Genomic DNA, 21,337 nt, shown 5'->3' on the forward strand with positions numbered 1-21,337 from the left:
CCGGGCCGGGGGCTTAGGCCCCCGGTTCTCTTTAGAATGCCCCCTGGAGGAAGCCATGCCCCCGGTACTCCACCGACAAGGCTGGATTGAGGTCATCGCTGGGCCCATGTTCTCCGGCAAGAGCGAGGAGCTCATCCGGCGGGTGCGGCGGGCCCTCATCGCCCGGCAAAAGGTTTTGGTGTTCAAGCCCCGGTTGGACAACCGCTACCACGCAAGCCACGTGGTGAGCCACGATGGGGAGAGGGTGGAGGCCATCCCCGTGGAGCGGGCGGCGGAGATGGAAGCCCATCTTGCGCCCCTGCCCCAGGTGGTGGCGGTGGACGAGGTGCAGTTCCTGGACCGCGGCTTCTTGGACCTGGCGGAGAGGTTGGCCCAAGCGGGGGTGAGGGTCATCGCCGCGGGGCTGGACCTGGACTTCCGGGGGGAGCCTTTTGGCATCATGCCCGAGCTCTTGGCCCGGGCGGAGTTCGTGGAGAAGCTCACCGCCATCTGCCCCCGCTGCGGGGCTCCCGCCACCAGGACCCAGCGCCTGGTGGACGGGAAGCCCGCCCGCTACACGGACCCCGTGATCCTGGTGGGGGCCATGGAGCGCTACGAGCCCCGTTGCCGCGCCTGCCACCAGGTGGTCTACTGAGCTAGGGGCAAGGGGGCGCCCTTCTTTTTCCGGAAGCGCACCTCCAGCACCCCTTGGCGGAGGCTCGCCTGGGCGGTGCCCTCTTCAATGGGGCCGGGGAGGTCTAGGGTGCGGCGGAAGGTGCCCATGGGCCTTTCCTCCAGGAGGTAGGTGCCGGGAAGGGGGTGGCGCACCCCGGCTAGGGTGATGCGGCTTCCTTCCTCCAAAAGTTCCAGGTCCTCGGGGCGGACCCCGGGTAGGTCCACCAGGAGCACGTAGTGCGCTTCATCCTCCAGGAGGTCCACCCGGGGGACCCAGGCGGCGGGCTCCTCCCCTGTGAGCTGGTAGGCCAGCTCGGCGATGCGCTCCTGCAGTTCCTTTAGCTTGCGCAGGGTTTCCAGGCGGTCCAGGCGCTCCAGCATGCCCTTAGCATAAGGGATGTGGAAGCGGTGCCGGTGCTGGCGGGTCCCACGGGAAGCGGGAAGACCCTCCTCGTCCTGCGTTTGGGGGAGGAGCTACCGGTGGAGGTGGTGTCCGCCGACGCCACCATGGTCTACCGGGGTTTGGACATCGGCACGGACAAGCCGAGCCCAAGGGAGCGGCAAAGGGTACCCCACCACGTGGTGGACGTGTTGGAGCCTTCCGAGGCCATGAGCGTGGCCCGCTTCCTGGAGTTGGCGGAGGAGGCCATAGGGGGCGTTCTTGCCCGGGGCCGCCTGCCCCTGGTGGTGGGGGGGACCGGCTATTACATCCGGGCCCTTTCCGAGGGTCTTTACGACCTCCCCCCGCCGGACCCTGAGCTTCAGGCCCAGCTTTGGCAGGAGCTGGAGGCCAAGGGGTTTGCGGCGCTGGCGGCGGAGCTTGCCCAGGCCAGCCCATCCGATGCCCTGCGGGTGGGGAAAAACCCCAGACGGCTCGTGCGGGCCCTCGAGGTCCTGCGCCGCACCGGCGCGCCCCCCGTCCGTTTCCCCAAACGCCCGGCCCGCTTCCGCTACAAGAAACTCGTGCTCTGGCCCGAGCGGGCCTGGCTTTGGCCGAGGCTGGAGGAGCGGGCCCGCTCCCAGTTCGCCCGGGGGCTTGTGGAGGAGGTGCGGTCCCTCCTCGCCCGCCACCCCACCATGCCCACCGCCCTTCAGGCCATTGGCTACAAGGAGGTGGTGGGCTACCTGAAGGGGGAGTACACCTTGGAGGAGGCGCTAATGCGGGACATCCAGGCGGTGAAGGCTTACGCCAAGCGGCAGTACACCTGGTTCCGCCACGAGCCGGGGGACGTTACCTACCTGCCCCGGGGCGGGGAGGAGGCTTACCCCGGCTTTCGCGACTGGCTTCGCCTCCACTTCGGGCTATAGTGGGGGCATGTTGGCCCACGAGATCCGCGCCCGGGTGGCCCGAGGGGAGCTTGCCCCCAAAGAGGTGGTCCAGGCGTACTGGGAACGGGTCCAGCGACTTGACCCGGGGCTTGGCGCTTTCCTCACCCTGAACGAAGGGCTTCGGGAAGAGGCGGAAAGGCTAGACCCCAAGCTTCCCTTGGCGGGGGTCTTGGTGGCGGTGAAGGACAACATCGCCGCCCAGGGCCTGCGCACCACGGCGGGAAGCCGCCTTCTGGAGAACTTCGTCCCCCCCTACGACGCCACGGCGGTGGCCCGGCTTAAGGCGCTAGGGGCCTTGGTGGTGGGCAAGACCAACATGGACGAGTTCGGCATGGGCTCCTCCACGGAGCACTCCGCCTTTTTCCCCAGCAAAAACCCCTTTGACCCTGGCCGGGTCCCTGGGGGCTCCAGCGGGGGAAGCGCCGCCGCGGTGGCGGCGGACCTGGCCCCCGTGGCCCTGGGCTCGGACACGGGGGGAAGCGTGCGCCAGCCCGCGGCCTTTTGCGGCGTCTATGGCCTCAAGCCCACCTACGGCCGGGTGAGCCGCTACGGCCTCATCGCCTACGCCTCCAGCCTGGACCAGATCGGCCCCATGGCCCGCTCCGTGCGGGACCTGGCCCTCCTCATGGACGCCATGGCGGGGCCCGATCCCCGGGACGCCACCAGCCTGGACCTCCCCCCCCGCTTCCAGGCGGCCTTGGCGGAAGCCCTTCCCCCCTTGCGCCTGGGGGTGGTGCGGGAGGGTATGGCCGGCAACAGCCCGGGGGTGGAGTGGGCCTTGGCGGAGACCCTAGGGGTATTCCGGGAGCTGGGGTTTCGCATCCAAGAGGTTTCTTGGCCCTCCTTGCCCCTCGCCCTCAACGCCTACTACATCCTGGCCCCGGCGGAGGCCAGCTCCAACCTGGCCCGCTACGACGGGACCCTCTATGGCTACCGAGCGGAGGGGGAGGAGCTTTGGCCCGTGGTGGAGGCCACCCGGGCCCGGTTTGGCCTCGAGGTCAAGCGCCGCGTTCTGGTGGGCACCTTCGTCCTCACCAGCGGCTACTACGAGGCCTACTACGGCCGGGCCCAGGCTTTCCGCCAGCGGCTCAAGGCGGAGGCCAAGGACCTTTTCCAGGAGGTGGACCTCCTCCTCCTCCCCACCACCCCCCATCCCGCCTTTCCCCTGGGGGGGCGGCCCGACCCCTTGGCCATGTACCGGGAGGACCTCTACACCGTGGGGGCGAGCCTGGCGGGCCTGCCCGCCCTTTCCTTCCCCGCGGGGTTTGAGGGGGGGCTTCCCGTGGGGCTTCAGCTCCTTGCCCCTTGGGGGGAGGATGAGCGCCTCCTTCGGGCGGCCTTGGCCTTTGAGGAGGCCACGGACCGGGCTTTCCTGAAGACCCCGATGGGGGAGGCCCTCTAGCCCCATGGAGGAAGCCTTCCTGCGCTACCGCTTGGCCACCCGCCTGGCCCGCACCCTGCGGGCTTGGGGCGAGCCCCTGCCCTTACCCCACCTGGGGGAGGCCTTGGGCCTCAAGGGGCCGGTGGAGCGGGTGGTGCGCCCCCTCTTGGACGGGCGCTTCGTGGTGGGGGAGGAGGTGGGCCTATGGGAGTGGCACTACCCCTTTCCCCACCCGGGGGAGGCGGTGGTGGTCCTGGACCTGGAAACCACGGGCCTGGCCCCCGGCTTGAACGAGATCATTGAGGTGGCCCTGGTGCGCCTGGAAGGGGAAAAGCGCATCCCCTTCCAAAGCTTGGTGCGGCCCACCCGGCCGCCAAGCCCGTTTATAGAGCGCCTCACGGGCATCCGGGGGGAGATGCTGGAGGACGCCCCTCCCCTGGAGGCGGTCTTGGAACGGGCCTATCCCCTTCTTTCCGGGGCCACCTTGGTCATTCAGAACGCCCCTTTTGACCTCTCCTTCCTGCGCCCGGCCCTGGAGGGCATGGGCTACCGGTTGGAAAACCCCGTGGTGGACTCCGTGCGCCTGGCCCGAAGGGCCTTCCGGGGTCTAAAGCGCTACGGCCTAGACGCCCTTTCGGAGGTGTTGGAGCTTCCCAGGCGGGAAGCGCACCGGGCCTTGGCCGACGTGGAACGCACCCTTGCCGTGGTCCATGAGGTGTATTATATGCTCACTTCAGGGAGCCCCCGTCCGCTCGTGGACCTTGGGAGGTGATATGACCGCACGGTATGTCCTCACCAGCACATGTATTCAAACCGGGACCATGACCCTCACCGTTTCCCTCCGCCAGCGGCTTCTGGGCCGGGAGCGGGTGCGCTTTGTGGACGAGGACGGGGAAGTGTACGAGGTGGAGGTGGACTGGAAGTCGGGGGTGGTCAGGGGCCTTGGCCCCTATTACGCCAAAAGGCGCCTGGCGGTGAACGAGGCCATCCTCCTCCACTTCCGGGGGGAGGAGGTGGAGCTCAAGGCGGCGCCTCGAGGGCAGGCGCGGCCCCCCGAACCCCGCCCCGAGCGCCGGGAAAACCAGGAGGAGGCCAAGCCGGAAAAGCGCCGGGTGCGCGTCACCCCTTACCCCAAGGAGGTGCTTTTCCCCCACGAGCCCAAGGCGCTGGAGGCCCCGGGCGTCACCGAGGACCTGCGGCGCCTCGGCTTCGTGCTGGAGGGGGGGCTTCCTTGGGTCTACAAGGCGCCCTTGGGCCGGAGGCAGGTGGTCCTTGCCCTTTTGCGCTTGGGGGAGGGGGAGCCCGGTCTTCTTAAGCCCTACCGCCAGGAGGGGAGTTATGCCGTTTACCTGGCCCCGGAATCCCAAAGGGAGGCGGTGCCCCCAGGCTTCGGCTACCTTTCCCCGGAGGCGGTGAGCCGTTTGGTGCGCTTGAAGGGACGTTTTCCCCTCTCCGCTTTGGATTTGGAGGATCTCTTGAAGGCGGGCCGGGTGGACCTCGAGGCGGTGGAGGCCCTGGAGGACCGACTGGTGGCGGAGCTGGCGGAGCGGGGGGCCTTTGCCGCCTTGCTCCTTCTCCTGGCCAAGAAGCCCTTGGGGGAGGTGTTTTTGCTTTCCGAGTTGGAGGCCGAGGCCCTGGAGGAGGGGCTCATCCCCGAGGTGGTGCGCAAGGGTGTGGAGCTTCTGGCCCAACCCCCCTTCCTGGTGCTCAAGCGCCTTTCCCCAGGGGAGTTCCTCCTGCGGCAGGAGGTTGAGGAGGCCCTAAGCGACCTAGAAGCCTTCGCCCAGGGGCTCAAGGGGAGGCTTAACCGCGTCCGTGAGGGCGCTTGACCAAGGCGGCTTCCCCTAGGGCCAGGTCAAAGCTCTGCCTGGCCCGCTCCTTCAAGGCCGCCACCTTTTCCCAGTCCGGGCCGCGGCCGTAGAGGGCCGCCTTGAAAAGCGTGGTGGGGTCCCCGGGGAGGTCTTGGTAGTAGGCCCCCGTTTCCTTGGCGAAGGCGGCCACCTTGGGGTCGTAGGCCACCCCGGCGAAGGGGGTTCCCGCCGCCGCCGCCAGGATGAGGCCGTGCAGGCGCATGGAGATCACGTACCCCGCCTGGGCCGCCAGGTAAAGGAGGCGGCGGGGGTCCGCGGTCTTTTCAATCCGGTGCAGGTAGAAGACGTTCGCCACCTCGTCGTCGTAGCCGGGCTGGAGGAGGAGGACGATCACCTGCTTGCCCTCGTGCACCAGGTTGTTGGCGGTGATGTAGAGGTTCTTTAGCGCCTCGGGCTCCACCCCGGCGCGGGGGATAACCAAGACCAAATCCTCTTCCCGCTTCACCGGGGGTGGGGTGAGGAGGAGGGCGGGGTCGGCCCCGAGAAGAGGGTCCAGGCCGAGCCCCTTGGCGTAGGCGTAGGAGTCCTGGTCGCGGACGATGAGGGGGACGCCCCTCAGGGCCAGGCGCACCCGTTCTTCCCCCCAACGGGAAAGGGGCCCTAGGGACTGGTTGAAGACCACCACCTTCTTGCGAAACGCCCGGGCCAGGCGCAGCACCGAGAGGTAGTAGAGGAGGCTGAGGGCGCTGGTGGCGTCCTGCAAGAGCCCCCCGCCCCCCAAAAGCCAAAGGTCCGCCTGGAGGAGGGCCAGGGGGTTTAGGCGGTGGTAGGCGCGGATGCCGTGCTCCTCCCGGGTGCGCCTCGGGTCCCCGGAGAGGGCCACCACCGAGTGCCCCCGCGCCCGGAGCTCCCGGATGGTAGCCTCGAGGATGGCCTCGTCCCCCGTGTTCCGAAAGCCATAGTAGCCCGCTACCCCAACCACCATGCCCTTAGCCTCCTTACCAGGATAACCCCAAGGAGCCCCAAAAAGAGGCCCAAGATGGCCCCGTTCACCACCCGGAAGAAGGAGATGGGAAGGGGCGTGTGGAAATGGCTGAAGGTGTTGAGGATGGAGGCCACGCCCAAGGCGGCCAGGAAGAGGAGGCCGTTTTGCACCCAGCGGGGCCAGGGGAGGAAGAGGGCCAAGGGGAAAAGGGCGTGGCCGAAGACCTCCTTGAACCGGGGCCGGACCATGATGTCCTGAAGGAGGCTACGGAGTTTTAGCTCCAGCTCCGGGACCACAGGAGCATCGTTCCCCCGGCGGAGGAGGGCGAGGGCGAGGAGGAGAAGGGCCAACCCCGCTAGGGCTACCTCCCCTAGGCGCAAGGGGTGCTGGAAAAGCCGGGTGAGGGCTTGCTTGAAGTCTTTTTCTAGGAAGCTATAGGCCACGAGGAGGGGGGGCACCAGGAGGGTGAGGGAAACCCCCTTGAAGGGGGTGAGGCCCAGCACCGTGGCCGGGGTGGAGCCCAAGGCGGAGAGGAAGACCGCTCCCGCCAGGGCGTAGCCCAGGGTGCGGAGCCACATCCAAAGCCCGTTCCTCGGGCCTAAAAACCCCAGGACCGGGAAGACCAAGGCGGCCAGGAGGGCCCCGGCCTGGCTCCCGGCGTAGCCCAAGGCCAAAAGGAGGAGGGCAAAGGCTACCAGGGGTCCGTACACGGGCAGGCCCAAGGCCAAAAGCCCAAGCCCCGCCAAGACCCCCACCCAAGCGGCGTGGCGCAAGGGGCTTAGGGCGAAGTCCCGGGGGCGGGGTGTTCCCAAGGCGATGCCGCTTGCCTTGAGCCCCTCTTGGATGCGGCCCAAGAAGACCTGGGTGTCCTCGGGGTAGGGGTAAGGCCTCAGGTAAAGGAGCTGGTGCCCCCGCTCCCGGGCGGCCAGGACGTACTTGTCCGCCGCCTCTTTGGGGCTTAAGGTGAGCTGCCACTCGTAGCGGAGGCTAAAGAGCCTAAGGATCCCCTTTTCCCGGAAGGCCTGGAGGCCTGGCTGCGGCGTGCCTTCAATGAGGGCCACCGGGGCGTGCACCAAGGCCTTGGCCTCCTCCAGGCGGTAGGGGTGGCCGAGGGCCTCGAGGCCCGCAAAGACCACGGCGTCCGCCTCTTTGGGCACCACGGGAAGGGCGGGGTCAAGCCGGCGCAGGCGGTGGTTGATGGGCCGCGCCACCACGTAAAACCCCGCCTCCTTGGCCTCTTGCATCTCCTCCAGGGGGTAGAAGGCGGGAAAGGCCTGCACGTCCAGGGGAAAGCCGAGCCAGTCCCCCAGGCGGTGGGTGGGAAGCGCGTAGGCCTTTTCCAAAAGGGCCAGGAGCCAGGCTTCCCCCTTCACGTAGTACCAGCCTTTTCGGGCGGGAAGCCCCGCTTCCCGGAGCTCGCTCCCCGGGCGGTAGCGCAAAACCCCTAGGTCCACCCAGTCCTTGAGGAAGTGCTCGGGAAAGGCTACCCCCATGACCCCTTGGGCCCGATAGTCTTGGAGCACTTCTAAAAGGCTTTTTCCCCGCACCCGGGCTTCTTCCCGCACCGACTCGGCGTCCACCACCAGGACCACGGGGCCCGGCCGTTCCGCCTTAAGCCGAGGCGAGAGGGCGAGGAGGGAAGGGACGAGGGCGAGGAGAAGGGCGAGGTTGAGGAAGGCCCTCACGCCGCCTCCATCTGCGCCAGGCGGGAAAGGGCCTTGGCCTTGAGCATCTCCAGGGCCACCGGGTTCTGGCCGCCCCCGGTCAGGATCACGTCCGCATGGCGCTTGCTGGGCTCCACGAAGGCTAGGTGCATGGGCTTCACCTTGCTCAGGTACTGCTCCACCACGCTTTCCAAGCTCCGCCCCCTTTCCCGCACGTCCCGCTCCAGGCGGCGGATGAAGCGCTCATCGGCGTCGGCATCCACGAAGACCTTAAGGTCCATGAGGGCCCGCAGCTCGGGAAAGTGCAGGACCAGAATGCCTTCCAAGATCACCACCGGGGCGGGGGAAACCCACTCCGTCTTGGCCCCACGAGTGTAGGCCTTGAAGTCGTAGGTGGGCATCTCCACCCCGCTTCCCGCCAGGAGGGCCTGGGCGTGGGCCAGGTAAAGGGGGAGGTCAAAGGCCTCGGGGTGGTCGTAGTTGACGGCCAGGCGCTCGGGGAAGGAGAAGTGGGAGAGGTCCTTGTAGTAGTGGTCCATGGGTAAGAGGGCCACCCGCTCACCCAGCGCTTCCACCAGGGCCCGGGCCAGGGTGGTCTTGCCGCTTGCGGTGCCTCCGGCGATCCCTATAACAAAGGGCTTGGGCGAACCTACCACCCCTCCATCATAAAGGCGGGGAGGCATCCCTCCCCGCCCCAAACCTTGCCCCTAGCGGGTCACCGCCGCCTTCTCCTGGGCGTGGCCGATGGTCTGGTCGGTTTCCACGTCAAAGGCGTGGAGGCGGGAGGTGTCCGCCAGAAGCTCCACCTTGTCCCCGGGCTTCACCGGGGCGTGGCCGTCCACCTTGGCCACCAGCACGGTGCCGTCCACGCTCACGTGGATTTCCGTTTCCGCCCCCAAGGGCTCGGCCACCTCCACCTCGCCCCGGATGACGTTTTCCTCCTCCGGGATCACCGTGTAGCCCTTAAGCCCCAGGTGTTCGGGGCGGATGCCCATCCAGACCTCCTTCCCGGTGTAGGGGCGAAGGGCCTGGGCCAGGACGGGGTTCACCCGGATGCGGAAGCCTGGGGCGAAGAGGTAGACCTTGTCCCCCTGGGCCTCCACCCGGGCGCGGATGAAGTTCATGGAGGGACTACCGATGAACCCGGCCACGAAGCGGTTGGCGGGGAAATCGTAGAGGTTAAGGGGGGTATCCACCTGTTGGATCTCCCCGTCCTTCATCACCACGATGCGGTGGCCCAGGGTCATGGCCTCCACCTGGTCGTGGGTCACGTAAATGGTGGTGACCCCAAGCCGCCTTTGCAGTTTGGCGATCTCGGCCCGCATCTCCACCCTTAGCTTGGCGTCCAGGTTGGAAAGGGGCTCGTCCATGAGGAAGACCTTGGGCTCCCGCACGATGGCCCTGCCCATGGCCACCCGCTGGCGCTGCCCGCCGGAGAGCTCCCGGGGTTTGCGGTTGAGGAGGTGTTCAATCTTCAGGATGCGGGCCGCCTCCTTCACCCTGCGGTCAATCTCGTCCTTGGGGTAGCGGCGCAGGCGCAGCCCGAAGGCCATGTTCTCGTAGACGTTCATGTGGGGGTAAAGGGCGTAGTTCTGGAAGACCATGGCGATGTCCCGGTCCTTGGGGGGGACGTCGTTGACCAGGCGGTCCCCGATGAAGATCTTCCCCTCAGAGACCTCCTCGAGGCCGGCAATCATGCGCAGCGTGGTGGTCTTGCCGCAGCCCGAGGGCCCCACGAAGACCACGAACTCCCCGTCCTCGGTTTCCAGGTTGAAGTCCTTGACGGCCACCACCTTGCCGAAGCGCTTCCACACGTGCTCCAGCCTGACCTTAGCCATGCAAACCTCCTTGGCCCCGCGCTTTGAGCCACCTTTGGGCCCATCGGGGGTCGGGCCCATTTTAACAGGATTTTCACAGGTGCTCGCGTTAGTATAAAGGGGCCAGGCAATAACCCCTGGTCTTTTAGGAGGGGATTATGTTGCAGGGGTTCAAGAACTTTCTCATGCGGGGCAACGTGGTGGATCTGGCGGTGGCGGTGGTTGTTGGCGGCGCCTTTAACCAGGTGGTGAACTCCCTGGTGGCGGACGTCCTCACCCCCTTGATTGGGGCCCTGGGGGGCGCGCCCGACTTCTCGGCGGTGAAGCTTGGACCTGTTGCCTTGGGCAAGTTTATCAACGCCCTCTTGAACTTCGTGGTGGTGGCGGCGGCCATTTACTTCCTGGTGGTGGTGCCTATGCAGGAGGTGCAAAGGCGCATGAAGAAAGAAGAGGCGCCGGCGGCCCCGCCCGAGCCCCCGGAGGAGGTCAGGCTCCTTCGGGAGATTCTGGAGGAGTTGCGGAAGAAGGCTTAAGCCGGTTCCACAGGAAGAGGGCGAGGTAGGTCAGGCCAAGCCCGGGGGCCGGGGCTAGGGTCACCGAGAGGGCGAAGGCGTGGAAGAGGAGGCTTTCTAGGGCGTGGCGGGGGCTCCTTAGAAAGACCGCTTTCAAGGCCGGGCCTTGTCGGAGGGCGAGAAGCCCCAAATAGGGAAGGTAGGGCCAAGGCCCCGTGGCGAGGCCCAAGGCGGAGAGGCCCAAAGAGGCGAAGGCCAAGGCCCGTAGGGGCGGTAGCGGATCGGGCCGCAAAGCGCGCAGTTCTTGCCATAAGGGTTCCTCCTCCCCCGGCCAGGGGGCCTTGAGGAGAAGGAGGCGCCGCCCCTCGTGCCCCCCCAGGTAGGCCTTTGGGTCGGGAGCCACCCCCAGGGGCAGGAGGTGGGCGGGGTTTTCCTGGAGGGCTTGGAAGAGGTGGGGGTCTAGGGGAAGGCCGTCCACCAAAAACCAGGTGTGGAGCTTTCCCGAAAGCAAAAAGCCCAAGGCCCTTTCCACCTTGTGCCCCCGGTGGGCTAAAATTCCGGGCCAGGCCTCCGGGGGTTCCTTGAGGAGGGCCTTGCCCCACGGGGGGCTTTCCCGTAAGGGGTGGGCCTTTAGGCGGAAGCGGGCCTCGAGGGCTTCCCCTTCCTCGAGGGCGAAGCGGGCTAGGAGGTTCCCCCGGGCTTCGTACAGCTCCTGGGGTTTGCGGGAAAGGAAGAGGTCTTCCACCGCCTGCCCAGGCAGGTCTTGGGGTAGGGGTAACAGGTATTCGCCCGAGGCGGGGGCGCGGAAGCGGAGGGCCAGGTCCACGGGTCTACGATACACTTTTCCCATGGAGTGGCTCCTGACCCCAGGTCCTGTACGGCTTCACCCCAAGGCCCTGGAGGCCCTTTCCCGGCCCCAGCTTCACCACCGCACCGAGCCCGCCCGGGCCCTTTTTCTGAAGGCGCGCACCCTTTTGCAAAATGCCTTCGGCACGGCAGGGGAGGTCCTCATCCTCACGGGGAGCGGCACCCTGGCCATGGAGGCCCTGGTGCAAAACCTCTTCGCCCCCGGGGAGCGGGTTTTGGTACCCGTCTACGGCAAGTTCTCCGAGCGCTTTTACGAGATCGCCCAGGCGGCGGGGCTTCAGGCGGAGCGCCTGGACCTTCCCTATGGGCGGGTGCCCCGGCCTGAGGACGTGGCCCGGAGGGGCTTTGAGGGGCTCCTTTTGGTCCACTCGGAGACCTCCACCGGCGCCCTGGTGGACCTTCCCGCCCTGGCCCGGGCCTTCAAGGCGGAAAACCCCGAGGGCCTGGTGGGGGCGGACATGGTGACGAGCCTCCTCGTGCGGGAGGTGGCCCTGGAGGCCCACGGGGTGGACGCCGCCGCCTCGGGGAGCCAAAAGGGCCTCATGTGCCCCCCGGGCCTCGGTTTTGTTGCCCTTTCCCCAAGGGCCTTGGAGCGCCTAAAGCCCCGGGGCTACTATCTGGACTTGGCGCGGGAACTGAGGGCGCAACGGGAAGGGGAGAGCGCCTGGACCCCCGCCATCAACCTGGTGGGGGCGGTGGGGGCGGTGTTGGAGGCCACTTTGCCAAACCTGGAGGCCCACCTCGCCCTCAAAGCCTGGCAGAACGAGCTCCTTTACCGGGTGGGGGAGGAGCTTGGGCTAGAGGCGGTCCCCGAGGTGCGAAGCCCCGCCGTGGCCGCCTTCTACCTGCCCGAGGGGGTGCCCTACGGGGCGGTGAAGGAAGCCTTCGCCAAGCGGGGAGCGGTGATCGCCGGGGGGCAGGGGCCCTTGAAGGGCAAGATCTTCCGCCTTTCCCTCATGGGCGCCTACGACCGCTACGAGGCCCTGGGGGTGGCGGCCTTGTTCAGGGAGGCCCTTAACGATATTCTTCCAGCTTCCTGAGCATCTCCTCCCGGGTGTAGACCGCCCGTGCCCCCCCGATGAGCTTGGGCCGGGTTTTGGCGGCGAGGAGGACCGCTTCCCCCAGCTTGCGCACGGAAAGGCGCAGGGGCACGGCCACGGGCCTCAGGTGCATGCCGATGAGGACCCCGCCGATGTCCATTCCCCCGTGGGCTTGGGCCTTTAGGGACTCCACCACCACCGGGTCCTGGTAGCGGAGGAAGGCCACCGTGGCCAGGGCGCCCCCGGCCTTGGGGTGGGGGAAGACCGTGACCTCCTCGAGGCCATACGCCCGGGCCGTCTCCCTTTCCACCACCAGGGCCCGGTTCAGGTGCTCGCACCCCTGGACGGCCACGTGCACCCCCCGCTCCAGGAGAGGGGGCAAAAGCCCCTCCAAGATGGCCTCGGCCACGCCCAGGCTCGGCCTTGTGCCCACCTTTTCCCCCAGGACCTCGCTGGTGGAGCCCCCCAGGACGAAGAGGCTTCCCCGGGGCATGGGGAAAAGCTCCAAGAACTCCCGGATGGCGGCCTCCGCCTGCCGCTTTAGGCCCTCCATGCCCTAAGCCTATCTCACGAAGGCCAGGTCCAAGAGGATGAAGAGGAACATTCCCAGGCTCACCCCCACGTTGGCCTGGAAAAAGGCAACCTCCACCTTGGAGAGGTCCTCCGGGGAAACCAGGCGGTGTTCCCAAAGGAGAAGCCCGCCCACGAGGAAAAGCCCAAGGAAGTAAAGGGGCCCCGCCCCGTAGCTCAGGCCGGCCAGGAAGAAGGCGAGCCAGGCCAGGAGGTGGGTAAGGCGGGCGATGGCGAGGGCCTTGGGGATGCCGAAGCGGGCCGGGATGCTCTTTACGCCAAAGGCCCGGTCAAAGGCGTAGTCCTGGGTGGCGTAGAGGATGTCGAAGCCGGCGATCCAGAGCCCCACCCCCGCCCAAAGCCAGTAGGCGGTGGGGGCGAAGCTTCCCGTGACGGCGATCCACCCCCCGGCGGCGGCCGCCCCGATGGTGAGGCCCAGAACGTAGTGGCAGAGCCAGGTGAAGCGCTTGGTGTAGCTATAAAAGGTGAGGAAAAAGACCGCCACCGGGAGGAGCCTGGCGGTGAGGGGGTTTAGCGAAAGCCCGGCGTGGACCAGAAGCGAAAGGCCCAAAAGGGCCAAAAAGAGGGTTTCCCAAGGCTTCACCAGGCCCCTGGGCAGGTGGCGGTTTTGCGTGCGGGGGTTCAGGGCGTCTATGCGCCAGTCAATGAGCCGGTTTAGGGCCATGGCCATGGTCCTCGCGCCCACCATGGCCAGGGTGACGAGGGAAAAAGTGCCCCATCCGGGCCAGCCGCCCGCCGCCAGGAACATCCCGGCGTAGGCGAAGGGAAGGGCGAAAAGGGTGTGCTCAAAGCGCACCAGTTCCAGGTAGAGCTTGAGGCGGCTCACCCTTTGCGGACCTCCAGGATGCGGTTTTTCTCGTCCACCAGGACCACGGTGGGCTTGAGCGCCTTGGCCTTCTCCTCGTCAAAGACGCCATAGGCCACCAGAATCACCAAATCCCCCGGCTTGATCAGGTGGGCTGCCGCCCCATTAATCTGCACCACCCCCGAGCCCCGGGGGCCGGGAAGGGCGTAGGTGGTGAGCCGGGCCCCGTTGGTGATGTCGTAAATGTCCACCTGCTCGTAGGGCAGGATGCCGGCGGCGTCCAGGAGGTCTTGGTCCACGGTCACCGAGCCCACGTAGTGAAGGTCGGCTTGGGTCACGGTGGCCCGGTGGATCTTGGCGTGGAACATCACCCTCTTCACGGGGTCTAAGTTTAGGGGAGAACCCGGTGCCGGACAATGCCCGGAGGAGGCCTCAAGGGGCCACCTTCCTTCTCTCGCCGCTTGGGGGGAAGACTGTATCAATCCCCTTACGGGGAAGCATCTCGTGCAACTTCGTGGACAACCGTTTCCTTCCTCAGCCTTCCCAGAAGTATCAATCCCCTTACGGGGAAGCATCTCGTGCAACAGTATGTACCCGAGGCTTTGCTTGGTTGGGGATTTGCTGTTATCAATCCCCTTACGGGGAAGCATCTCGTGCAACCCCAGGACCTGGGCTACCTTGATGGCCTCTACGAGGCCAGTTATCAATCCCCTTACGGGGAAGCATCTCGTGCAACCGTACCCCTCTCATAATCCCGTCCTGGACATCGCTCTTAGAGGGGGGGTTTGTGAGAAAGATGAAGTTTGGAATATGCATAAGCCGTATAAAGGCCGTTTTTGGGGGTTTAGCCCGATGAAAACTTACTTGCGGAAGGGGCGATGAGAAGGTGAAAGCGCATATTCGCCTTCCTCAAGGGCAAAACTGGCTTTCAAGATCCCCTGTCCGACCCTCGGACAAGGCCATTATAGCAGATGAGCGCAACGATGTACTCAGTATATACTTGCGACAGAAAAACCTTGCGGAGCTCGCTTCACTATGAGAAAGTGTCAAACGTGCCTTTGCACCGAAATCTAGACGAGCTGCGAAAGTAACTATCAGAGTCGGAAATGGCTAACAGAACTGGAAGCAAAGGGCATACGCGTCCCGAAGCAGAGCTTTGATCCACGTTCCGCTCACCGGGGTGGATAGGGCAGGGGGGCTTGTGGGGCCTGGATGGGGTGCCTACGCTTCCTCCCCTTGGGCGCCCGCCGGGAGCGTACCTTCCACAAAGAGGGTCTTGGCCTGGGTGTAGAGGACTTGGCCGGGGGCCGCCTTCCTGGGCCGCCACACGTGCTTCTTGCGGGTGTAATCCACGGGCACCTGCCGCTCCCCCCGGGCCTTGGAGTGGTAGGCGGCGAGCTGGGCGGCGAAGAGGAGGTCTTCCAGGGGCGGGTTTTTGCCCTCGGCCTTCAGGATCACGTGGCTTCCCGGCACGCCCTGGGCGTGGAACCAGAGGTCCTCCGAGTGGGCGAGGCGGGTGAGGAGATCGTTTTCCTTGGCGTTCCGCCCCACCAGGACGGGGAAGCCCGACGGCGAGGTGTAGCGGAGGCCAAGCCGGGGCCCTTTGCCCTCCTTGGGCCTTTGGGAGAGGGCGAGGAGGGTTTGGAGGTCCGCCGCCTTCACCCGGGCCATCTCCGCCTCGAGGGTCTTTAGCTTGGCCTCCGTCTTGGGGATGAGGTTCAGGGCGCGCTCCGCCAGCTCCTCAAGCCGTCTGGCCCGCTCGTACAGCCTCTTGGCGTTTTCCTGAGGGGAAAGGGCGGGGTCTAAGGGGACCTCCACGGGCTTGCCGTCAAAGCCCTCCAGCATCACCCCGCTTGCCCCCTTGGGCACCTCCTTGAGCCGGGCCAGGAGGAGGTCGGCCTTTTGCCTGAGGGCCTCTGTCTCCTCCAGCCGCTCCAGGGCCTTGTGGTAGTCGGCGAGCCGGGCCCGAAGCGTCCTGGCCTCCCGCGCCAGGGCCTCGAGGAGGGGCTTCCTCAGGGCCTCCTTCTCCTCCTCCTGCCACTTGAGGCGGAGCTCCTCGGAAAGCTCCGTGCGCAAGGTGGGGTCTTCCGCCAGGCTCTTTAGGGCCCGGTGCAGGGCCTTGAGCTCCTCCTCCCCCAAGGGGCTTTCCGGCGTGAGCCCGGCCCGGCGGGCCAGCTCCCGCATGAGCTCCAGCCCCACCCCGTCCACGTGGCGCACCACCTCCTTGAGGGGCTTTCCCAAAAGCACCCTTAGGTCTTCCTCCGTTAATGTCCTCGGGTCCAGCTTGGCGTAGGGGGGCGGGGGGGTGTACGGGAGGCCGGGGCGGAGCTCCCGGTAGCGGTTCACCTCCTTGGTGATGACCCGGTCCACCCCTAGGATGGTTCCCCCCTCGTCCAGGAGAAGGAGGTTGGCGTTCCGCCCCGTGGCCTCGAGGACCAGGATGGAAGGGGGCGTGTCCACGAAGCCCTTTTCCCCGGCGAAGTGGAGGAAGACCACCCGGTCCAGTTTGAGCTGCTCCGCCCGCGTTAAAGCCCCCTTGACCCGGGCGGCGAGTTGCCGCTGGAAAGGGGTTTTGGGCTCCCCCAGGATGGTCCCCTCCTCCAGGACCAGGCTTGGGTTGGGCGGTCGGTAGTGGAGGACCAGGTTGAAGATCCGCCCCGTCCTTCCCTTGAGGAGCACGGCCAAGGTGCCCTCGTTGGGGAAGGCGAGGCCGAGGTGGAGGGCGGGAAGCTCCCCCTGAAGCTCCCGCAAAAGGGCGTGGATCAGGAGGCCTTCCATTTGCGAAAGACCACCAAAAACGCCGTGTGCCCCACCTGCTGGAAGCGGGGGTGGGCCACGGGAAGCCGCACCTCCCACTCCCGCCAGCCCACCTCCAAGACCCTCTCCAGCCGAAGGGGTAGCCCCTCCGCCGCCCGCACCGTCTCCAGGACCTGGGTGATGTTGGGGAGGTAGGCCACCAGGAAGCGGTCCGGCATCAGGGCCTCCGCCGCCTTGCCCAGCACCTTCCAGGGCTCCATGAGGTCCAGCGCCACGCCGTGGAAGCCCCCCTGGGGAAGCTCCGCCTCCTCCAGGCCCTGGGCGTGGAAGCGCACGTTTTCCACCTGCCAGAAGGCCTTCACGTTCTCCTCCGCTTGCTTCAGGTGGTGGGGCCGCTTCTCGTAGCTTTCCACCAGGCCCTCCTTCCCCACCGCCCGGGCCAGGAAGAGGGTGAGCCCCCCCGAGCCCGTGCCCGCCTCGAGGACCCGCATCCCCGGGGCCAGGTCCAGGAGGGTTACCATGGCGCTGGCGTCCTTGGGGTAGGTGGGGGTGGCGCTCCGCTTCATGTGGAGGACGTACTCCTCCAGGGTGGGGCGGTGGACGGAAAGGGGCTCGCCCAGGTGGGTCCGCACCGTGCCTCCGGGGCCCGCCTGGAGGATGGCCTCGTGGGGGACGCTTCCTTTGTGGTGGTGGAAGACCCCGCCCGCCTTGAGGCGCACCAGGAAGGCGCGGCCTTTGCTGTCTTTGAGGAGAAAGAGCTCGCCTTCCACCCCGCCCACTTTAGCGGGCGAGTTCCAGGTAGTCCAGTACCCGCGGTAGGTCAAAGGGGTTGGGGACCCAGTAGGGGCCGGCGAAGGCGGTGGGGGTGCCCCGAAGGCCCAGGCGGAGGGCGAGGGTTCTTTCCCCCTCCACGAGCCCTTTCACCGCCGGGTCTTCCAGGCACCGGGCGAAGGCTTCCTCCTTTAGGCCCAGTTCCCGGGCCAGGGCCCGGTAGTTCCCAAGCCGCCCCGTCATGAGGCGGTCGTGGTAGGGCCAAAAGGCCCCTTGCTTTGCGGCGCACTCGCTGGCGATGGCCGCGGGCAGGGCCTCGGGGTGGATTTCCTTCAAGGGGAAGTGGCGGTAGCTCACCCGCAGGGCGCCCCTTAGGGCCTGGGCCTTGAGCTCAGGAAGGACTTCCCTGGCCAGGCGCTGGCAGAAGGGGCATTGAAAGTCGGAGAACACCCGCAGGATGGGCCCGGCAGTCCCCAGGAGATGGCGTTCAGGGCCTAAGGCGGCCTCCTCCACCGCCCTCGGGGCCACCCGGGCGCGGAAGGGCTCGGCGAAGGAGAGCTCCAGCCAAAAGGCGTCTTCCAGGGTCAGGGTGAGGGCGCGCCCCCTAAGGAGCGGGGCGTTTTGCCGGTACCAGTTCTGGAAGGGGAGGGAGAAGGGGAGGCCCGTGGCCTTTTCCAGAAGCCGACCCACGAAGGCGGGGTCCTCCGGGCCCTCGTAGCTTGCGGCCAGGAGGCGGCCGTTTTTCGTCTCCACCGCCACCTTGCCCCCAGGGGGCGGGGCGCCTAAGGTTTGGGAGAAGCCCTCCGCGGGCCGGGCGATCTGGGCCATGGCCAGGCCCAAGGCCAAGGCCAGGGAAACGAGCCCCCTCATACCTTGAAGAAACCTTCCACCGGCAGGACGAAGACCACGGCGCCCCCCACCTGCACCTCCACGGGTTGGGCCAGGAAGGGGTCAGGGGCCTCGGAGAGGGGAAGGCCCCGGGTCACCAGGCGGGTGCGGGTGCGGCACTTCTCCCGCACCAGGTCAAGAACCTCCGCCACCCGCTCGTCTTCCACCCCGATGAGCAGCGTGGTGTTCCCTTCCCGCAGGAAGCCTCCCGTGGAGGCCAGCTTGGTGGACTGGAGGCCCCGCTCCAAGAGGGCCTTGGTGAGGCCGGGGGCGTCCGTGTCCTGCACGATGGCGATGATGAGCTTCATTGGCGCCTATTGTACACCCGCCTTGAGCCGGGCGTGCCACTCCTGGAGGCTCCTCACCCCTAGTTCCTTTTCCCGCGCCTTCAGGATGGCCTTCAGGCTCCACCAAGCCCCTTCCAGGGTGGTGATGAAGGGGAGGCCCTTCTCCACCGCCCGCCGGAGCTCGGGGTGGGGCACGGGGCTGATGAGGAGGTGGTAGTCCTCCTCGCTCACGCTAAACCCCACCTCCCGGTACGCCCGCTTGAGCGCCTCCAGGCGGTCTCGCTCCTCGGGGCGAAGCCCTTCCCCGATGAAGCGCACCCGGCCTTCCAAAGGAAGCTTTTGCCCAGCCCCGAGCTCCGCCTTGTAGTAGGCCAGGTAGGGGTCCTCGTCTATCCCCATGCTTTCGCCCGTGGAGCGCATCTCCGGGCCCAGGACGGGGATAACCCCGGGGAACTTGAGCCAGGGGATCACCACCTCCTTCACGGCGTAGTAGGGGGGCACGGGCTCCAAGTCCTTCACCCCGAGCTCCTTCAGGGTCTTCCCCACGGCGATGAGGGCGGCGAGCTTGGCCAAGGGCACGCCGATGGCCTTGGATACAAAGGGCACGGTGCGGCTCGCCCGGGGGTTGGCCTCGAGGATATACACCTCCTCCCCCACCACGGCGTACTGCACGTTCAAAAGCCCTTTCACCCCCAGGGCCAGGGCCAGGCGGCGGGTGTAGTCTTTCACCTTGGCGAGGGCCGTGGGGGAGAGGTGCACGGGGGGCAGGACCGTGGCGGAGTCCCCGGAGTGGACCCCGGCCCGCTCCACATGCTCCATCACCCCGGCGATCATCACCGCTTCCCCATCGGAAAGGGCGTCCACGTCCAGCTCCAAGGCCCCATCCAGGTAGCGGTCCAGGAGGATGGAGGGCTTTTCCTCCAAGGGGGCGTAGACTTCTTCCAGATAGCGCAGAAGCTCCCCCTCGTCCCGAAGGACCCGCATGGCCCGCCCCCCCAGGACGTAGCTGGGCCGGGCGAGGAGGGGGAAGCCGAGCTCCCGGGCAAGCCGCAAGGCCTCCTCTGGGCCCTTCGCCACCCTCCCTTCGGGCTGGGGGATGCCAAGGGTCTGGCAGAGTTCGTGGAAGGCTTGGCGGTCTTCCGCCTTGTGGATGGCGGCGTAGGGGGTGCCAAGAAGCTTCACCCCGGCCTCCTCTAGCCCCTTGGCCAACTTCAGGGGCGTCTGCCCCCCCAAGGTGGCGATCACCCCCAGGGGCTTTTCGTGCTCCACCAGGTTGAGGACGTCCTCGAGGGTCAGGGGCTCAAAGTAGAGGCGGTCGGCGGTGTCGTAGTCGGTGGAGACCGTTTCGGGGTTGGAGTTAACCATGATGGTCTCGTACCCCGCCTCCTTCAAGGCCCAGACGGCGTGCACCGTGGCGTAGTCAAACTCCACCCCTTGCCCGATGCGGATGGGCCCCGAGCCCAGGATCACCACCTTGGGCTTCTCCGAGGGCCAGACCTCGTCCTCCTCCTCGTAGGTGGAGTAGTGGTAGGGGGTGTAGGCCTCAAACTCGGCGGCGCAGGTGTCCACCGTCTTGTAGACGGGGACCACCCCCAGGGCCTTGCGCTCGGCCCGCACCTCCTTCTCCCCCCGGCCCAAAAGCTCGCCCAGGCGCCGGTCAGGCAGGCCCAAGGCCTTGTAAAAGCGCCAGTCCTCCCGGTCCTTGGGAGGGTGGTCCTTGAGCCAAGCCTCCGCCTCGGCGATCTCCCGCATCTGGTGGAGGAACCAAGGGTCAATGCGGGTGGCCTGGTAAAGCTCCTCCACGGGCATGCCCCGCCTGAGGAGCTCCAGCACGGCGTAGATGCGGTCGGGGTTGGGGTAAAGCTTTTTCTCCAGGTCCTCCGTGCGCACCCCAGCCAGGGCCCGCACGTCCCGCTCTAGCCCCCTGAGGGCCTTTAGAAGCGCCTCCTTGAAGGTGCGGCCCATGGCCATCACCTCGCCCACGGACTTCATCTGGGTGGTGAGCTCGTCCTTGAGCTCCCCTAAGGTGTTGGGAAGGTCCTTGAACTTCTCAAAGGCGAAGCGGGGAATCTTCACCACCACGTAGTCAATGGTGGGCTCAAAGGAGGCGGGGGTCTTGCGGGTGATGTCGTTGGGAAGCTCGTCCAGGCGGTAGCCCACCGCCAAAAGGGCGGCGATTTTGGCAATGGGGAAGCCCGTGGCCTTGGAAGCGAGGGCGCTGGAGCGGGAGACCCGGGGGTTCATCTCAATCACCACCTGGCGGCCCGTCTTGGGGTCCACGGCGAACTGGATGTTGGACCCCCCCGTGTCCACCCCGATTTCCCGGATCACCGCCTTGGCGGCGTCCCGCATCCTTTGGTACTCGGCGTCGGAGAGGGTCTGGGCCGGGGCCACGGTGATGGAGTCCCCGGTGTGAACCCCCATGGGGTCCACGTTTTCAATGCTGGTGATGATGACCACGGTATCGGCGTGGTCCCGCATCACCTCTAGCTCAAACTCCTTCCATCCCAGGACCGATTCCTCCACCAAGGCGGTGTGTACCGGGGAGAGGGCGAGGCCCCGTCCCAGGACCTCCACGAGCTCTTGTTCGCTTCGGGCGATGCCGCCCCCTGTGCCCCCCAGGGTGAAGGAGGGGCGGACCACCACGGGGTAGCCAACCTCCCGGGCGAAGTGGAGCCCTTCCTCCACGCTTCCCACCATGAGGCCACGGGGCACCTCGAGGCCGATCCTCCGCATGGCCTTTTGGAACTCTTCCCGGTCCTCCCCCTTCTTGATGGCCTCCGCCTTGGCCCCGATGAGCTCCACCCCGTAGCGCTCCAGGATTCCTTCCTCGTAAAGGGCCATAGAGAGGTTGAGGGCGGTCTGGCCCCCCAGGGTGGGGAGGAGGGCGTCGGGGCGCTCCCTGGCCAGGATCCTTTCCAAGGACTCCAGGGTTAGAGGTTCCACGTAGGTGTGCTCGGCCAGCTCGGGGTCGGTCATGATGGTGGCGGGGTTGGAGTTCACCAAGATGGCCTCGTACCCCGCTCCCCTTAGCGCCTTCACCGCTTGGGTGCCGGAGTAATCAAACTCGGCGGCCTGTCCGATGGTGATGGGTCCCGAACCGATGATGAGGATCTTCTTAAGGTCTCTTCTCGGCGGCATCGCGTACCCGGTGAAAGAGCTTACCACATACCCGGGG

The 21,337-nt window shown here is 66.8% G+C and carries 21 protein-coding genes; 7 read left to right on the forward strand and 14 right to left on the reverse strand.

From position 1 onward, the window contains the following. Nucleotides 1-55 precede the first annotated feature (55 nt). Nucleotides 56-634 (forward strand): thymidine kinase, encoded by a 579-nt coding sequence (locus tag L0D17_RS05170; RefSeq protein ID WP_243094236.1) that lies wholly within the window; start codon nt 56-58, stop codon nt 632-634. On the opposite strand, the gene L0D17_RS05175 is transcribed toward L0D17_RS05170, so the two are convergent. Next, nucleotides 628-1,035, reverse strand: a complete 408-nt coding sequence (locus L0D17_RS05175; protein WP_039456962.1) for an Hsp20/alpha crystallin family protein — start codon at nt 1,033-1,035, stop codon at nt 628-630. The genes L0D17_RS05170 and L0D17_RS05175 overlap by 7 nt on opposite strands. An 18-nt stretch (nt 1,036-1,053) precedes the next feature. Here L0D17_RS05175 and miaA point away from each other — a divergent pair, with 18 nt between their 5' ends. Genes miaA through L0D17_RS05195 form a run of 4 tightly spaced genes read left to right on the forward strand, consistent with a single transcriptional unit; the run spans nt 1,054 to nt 5,193 of the window. Beyond that, on the forward strand, nt 1,054-1,962 hold the full coding sequence (miaA, locus tag L0D17_RS05180; RefSeq protein WP_243094237.1) for a tRNA (adenosine(37)-N6)-dimethylallyltransferase MiaA: 909 nt from the start codon (nt 1,054-1,056) through the stop codon (nt 1,960-1,962). Between the two features lie 7 nt (nt 1,963-1,969). After that, nucleotides 1,970-3,385, forward strand: coding sequence for an Asp-tRNA(Asn)/Glu-tRNA(Gln) amidotransferase subunit GatA (gene gatA / locus L0D17_RS05185; RefSeq protein WP_243094238.1), 1,416 nt, complete (start codon nt 1,970-1,972; stop codon nt 3,383-3,385). Nucleotides 3,386-3,389: 4 nt separating this feature from the next. After that, nucleotides 3,390-4,136, forward strand: a complete 747-nt coding sequence (locus tag L0D17_RS05190) for a 3'-5' exonuclease (RefSeq protein ID WP_243094241.1) — start codon at nt 3,390-3,392, stop codon at nt 4,134-4,136. Between the two features lies 1 nt (nt 4,137). After that, on the forward strand, nt 4,138-5,193 hold the full coding sequence (locus L0D17_RS05195; protein WP_039456972.1) for a hypothetical protein: 1,056 nt from the start codon (nt 4,138-4,140) through the stop codon (nt 5,191-5,193). On the opposite strand, the gene csaB is transcribed toward L0D17_RS05195, so the two are convergent. From csaB to L0D17_RS05215, 4 genes are read right to left on the reverse strand one after another with little or no spacing between them, the layout of a single operon-like run. After that, the gene (gene csaB / locus L0D17_RS05200) at nt 5,168-6,160 is read right to left on the reverse strand and encodes a polysaccharide pyruvyl transferase CsaB (RefSeq protein WP_243094243.1); all 993 of its coding nucleotides are present in this window, start codon (nt 6,158-6,160) and stop codon (nt 5,168-5,170) included. The two genes, L0D17_RS05195 and csaB, sit on opposite strands and share 26 nt — an antisense overlap. After that, the gene (locus tag L0D17_RS05205) at nt 6,145-7,845 is read right to left on the reverse strand and encodes a DUF5693 family protein (RefSeq protein ID WP_243094245.1); all 1,701 of its coding nucleotides are present in this window, start codon (nt 7,843-7,845) and stop codon (nt 6,145-6,147) included. Before L0D17_RS05205 ends, csaB begins: the two co-directional genes overlap by 16 nt. Continuing rightward, complete coding sequence (gene udk / locus L0D17_RS05210) at nt 7,842-8,507, reverse strand: uridine kinase (RefSeq protein WP_052155164.1); 666 nt, start codon at nt 8,505-8,507, stop codon at nt 7,842-7,844. Before udk ends, L0D17_RS05205 begins: the two co-directional genes overlap by 4 nt. A gap of 24 nt (nt 8,508-8,531) precedes the next feature. Then, complete coding sequence (locus L0D17_RS05215; protein ID WP_243094246.1) at nt 8,532-9,662, reverse strand: ABC transporter ATP-binding protein; 1,131 nt, start codon at nt 9,660-9,662, stop codon at nt 8,532-8,534. Nucleotides 9,663-9,799: 137 nt separating this feature from the next. Between L0D17_RS05215 and mscL the strand changes: the two genes are divergently transcribed. Further along, on the forward strand, nt 9,800-10,174 hold the full coding sequence (gene mscL / locus L0D17_RS05220) for a large conductance mechanosensitive channel protein MscL (protein ID WP_243094248.1): 375 nt from the start codon (nt 9,800-9,802) through the stop codon (nt 10,172-10,174). Here the strand turns inward: mscL and L0D17_RS05225 are convergent. Further along, complete coding sequence (locus L0D17_RS05225) at nt 10,128-10,979, reverse strand: hypothetical protein (RefSeq protein ID WP_243094296.1); 852 nt, start codon at nt 10,977-10,979, stop codon at nt 10,128-10,130. The genes mscL and L0D17_RS05225 overlap by 47 nt on opposite strands. 22 nt (nt 10,980-11,001) lie before the next feature. Here L0D17_RS05225 and L0D17_RS05230 point away from each other — a divergent pair, with 22 nt between their 5' ends. Then, the gene (locus L0D17_RS05230; RefSeq protein ID WP_039456990.1) at nt 11,002-12,060 is read left to right on the forward strand and encodes a pyridoxal-phosphate-dependent aminotransferase family protein; all 1,059 of its coding nucleotides are present in this window, start codon (nt 11,002-11,004) and stop codon (nt 12,058-12,060) included. On the opposite strand, the gene L0D17_RS05235 is transcribed toward L0D17_RS05230, so the two are convergent. The 8 genes from L0D17_RS05235 to carB form a co-directional block, all read right to left on the reverse strand. Further along, nucleotides 12,035-12,613 carry a TIGR01440 family protein gene (locus tag L0D17_RS05235; RefSeq protein ID WP_243094249.1) on the reverse strand — a complete coding sequence of 193 codons (579 nt, stop codon included), beginning with the start codon at nt 12,611-12,613 and terminating at the stop codon, nt 12,035-12,037. The genes L0D17_RS05230 and L0D17_RS05235 overlap by 26 nt on opposite strands. 9 nt (nt 12,614-12,622) lie before the next feature. Beyond that, nucleotides 12,623-13,477, reverse strand: coding sequence for a menaquinone biosynthesis prenyltransferase MqnP (gene mqnP, locus L0D17_RS05240; protein ID WP_039456996.1), 855 nt, complete (start codon nt 13,475-13,477; stop codon nt 12,623-12,625). Beyond that, nucleotides 13,474-13,824: an aspartate 1-decarboxylase gene (gene panD, locus L0D17_RS05245; RefSeq protein WP_243094297.1), complete on the reverse strand. Its 351-nt coding sequence runs from the start codon at nt 13,822-13,824 to the stop codon at nt 13,474-13,476. Before panD ends, mqnP begins: the two co-directional genes overlap by 4 nt. An 853-nt stretch (nt 13,825-14,677) precedes the next feature. Continuing rightward, entirely contained in the window at nt 14,678-16,234 is a 1,557-nt protein-coding gene (locus tag L0D17_RS05250) for an Rqc2 family fibronectin-binding protein (RefSeq protein WP_243094252.1), read from the reverse strand. After that, nucleotides 16,219-16,983 (reverse strand): tRNA (adenine-N1)-methyltransferase, encoded by a 765-nt coding sequence (locus tag L0D17_RS05255; protein WP_243094254.1) that lies wholly within the window; start codon nt 16,981-16,983, stop codon nt 16,219-16,221. The genes L0D17_RS05250 and L0D17_RS05255 overlap by 16 nt, the downstream gene beginning before the upstream one ends. Nucleotides 16,984-16,993: 10 nt before the next feature. Then, complete coding sequence (locus L0D17_RS05260) at nt 16,994-17,854, reverse strand: DsbA family protein (RefSeq protein ID WP_243094255.1); 861 nt, start codon at nt 17,852-17,854, stop codon at nt 16,994-16,996. Next, entirely contained in the window at nt 17,851-18,180 is a 330-nt protein-coding gene (locus L0D17_RS05265) for a cyclic-di-AMP receptor (RefSeq protein WP_039457010.1), read from the reverse strand. Before L0D17_RS05265 ends, L0D17_RS05260 begins: the two co-directional genes overlap by 4 nt. 6 nt (nt 18,181-18,186) lie before the next feature. After that, on the reverse strand, nt 18,187-21,300 hold the full coding sequence (carB, locus tag L0D17_RS05270; protein ID WP_243094257.1) for a carbamoyl-phosphate synthase large subunit: 3,114 nt from the start codon (nt 21,298-21,300) through the stop codon (nt 18,187-18,189). Nucleotides 21,301-21,337 lie beyond the last annotated feature (37 nt).

It is taken from the genome of Thermus thalpophilus (assembly GCF_022760915.1).
GTDB lineage: Bacteria > Deinococcota > Deinococci > Deinococcales > Thermaceae > Thermus > Thermus thalpophilus.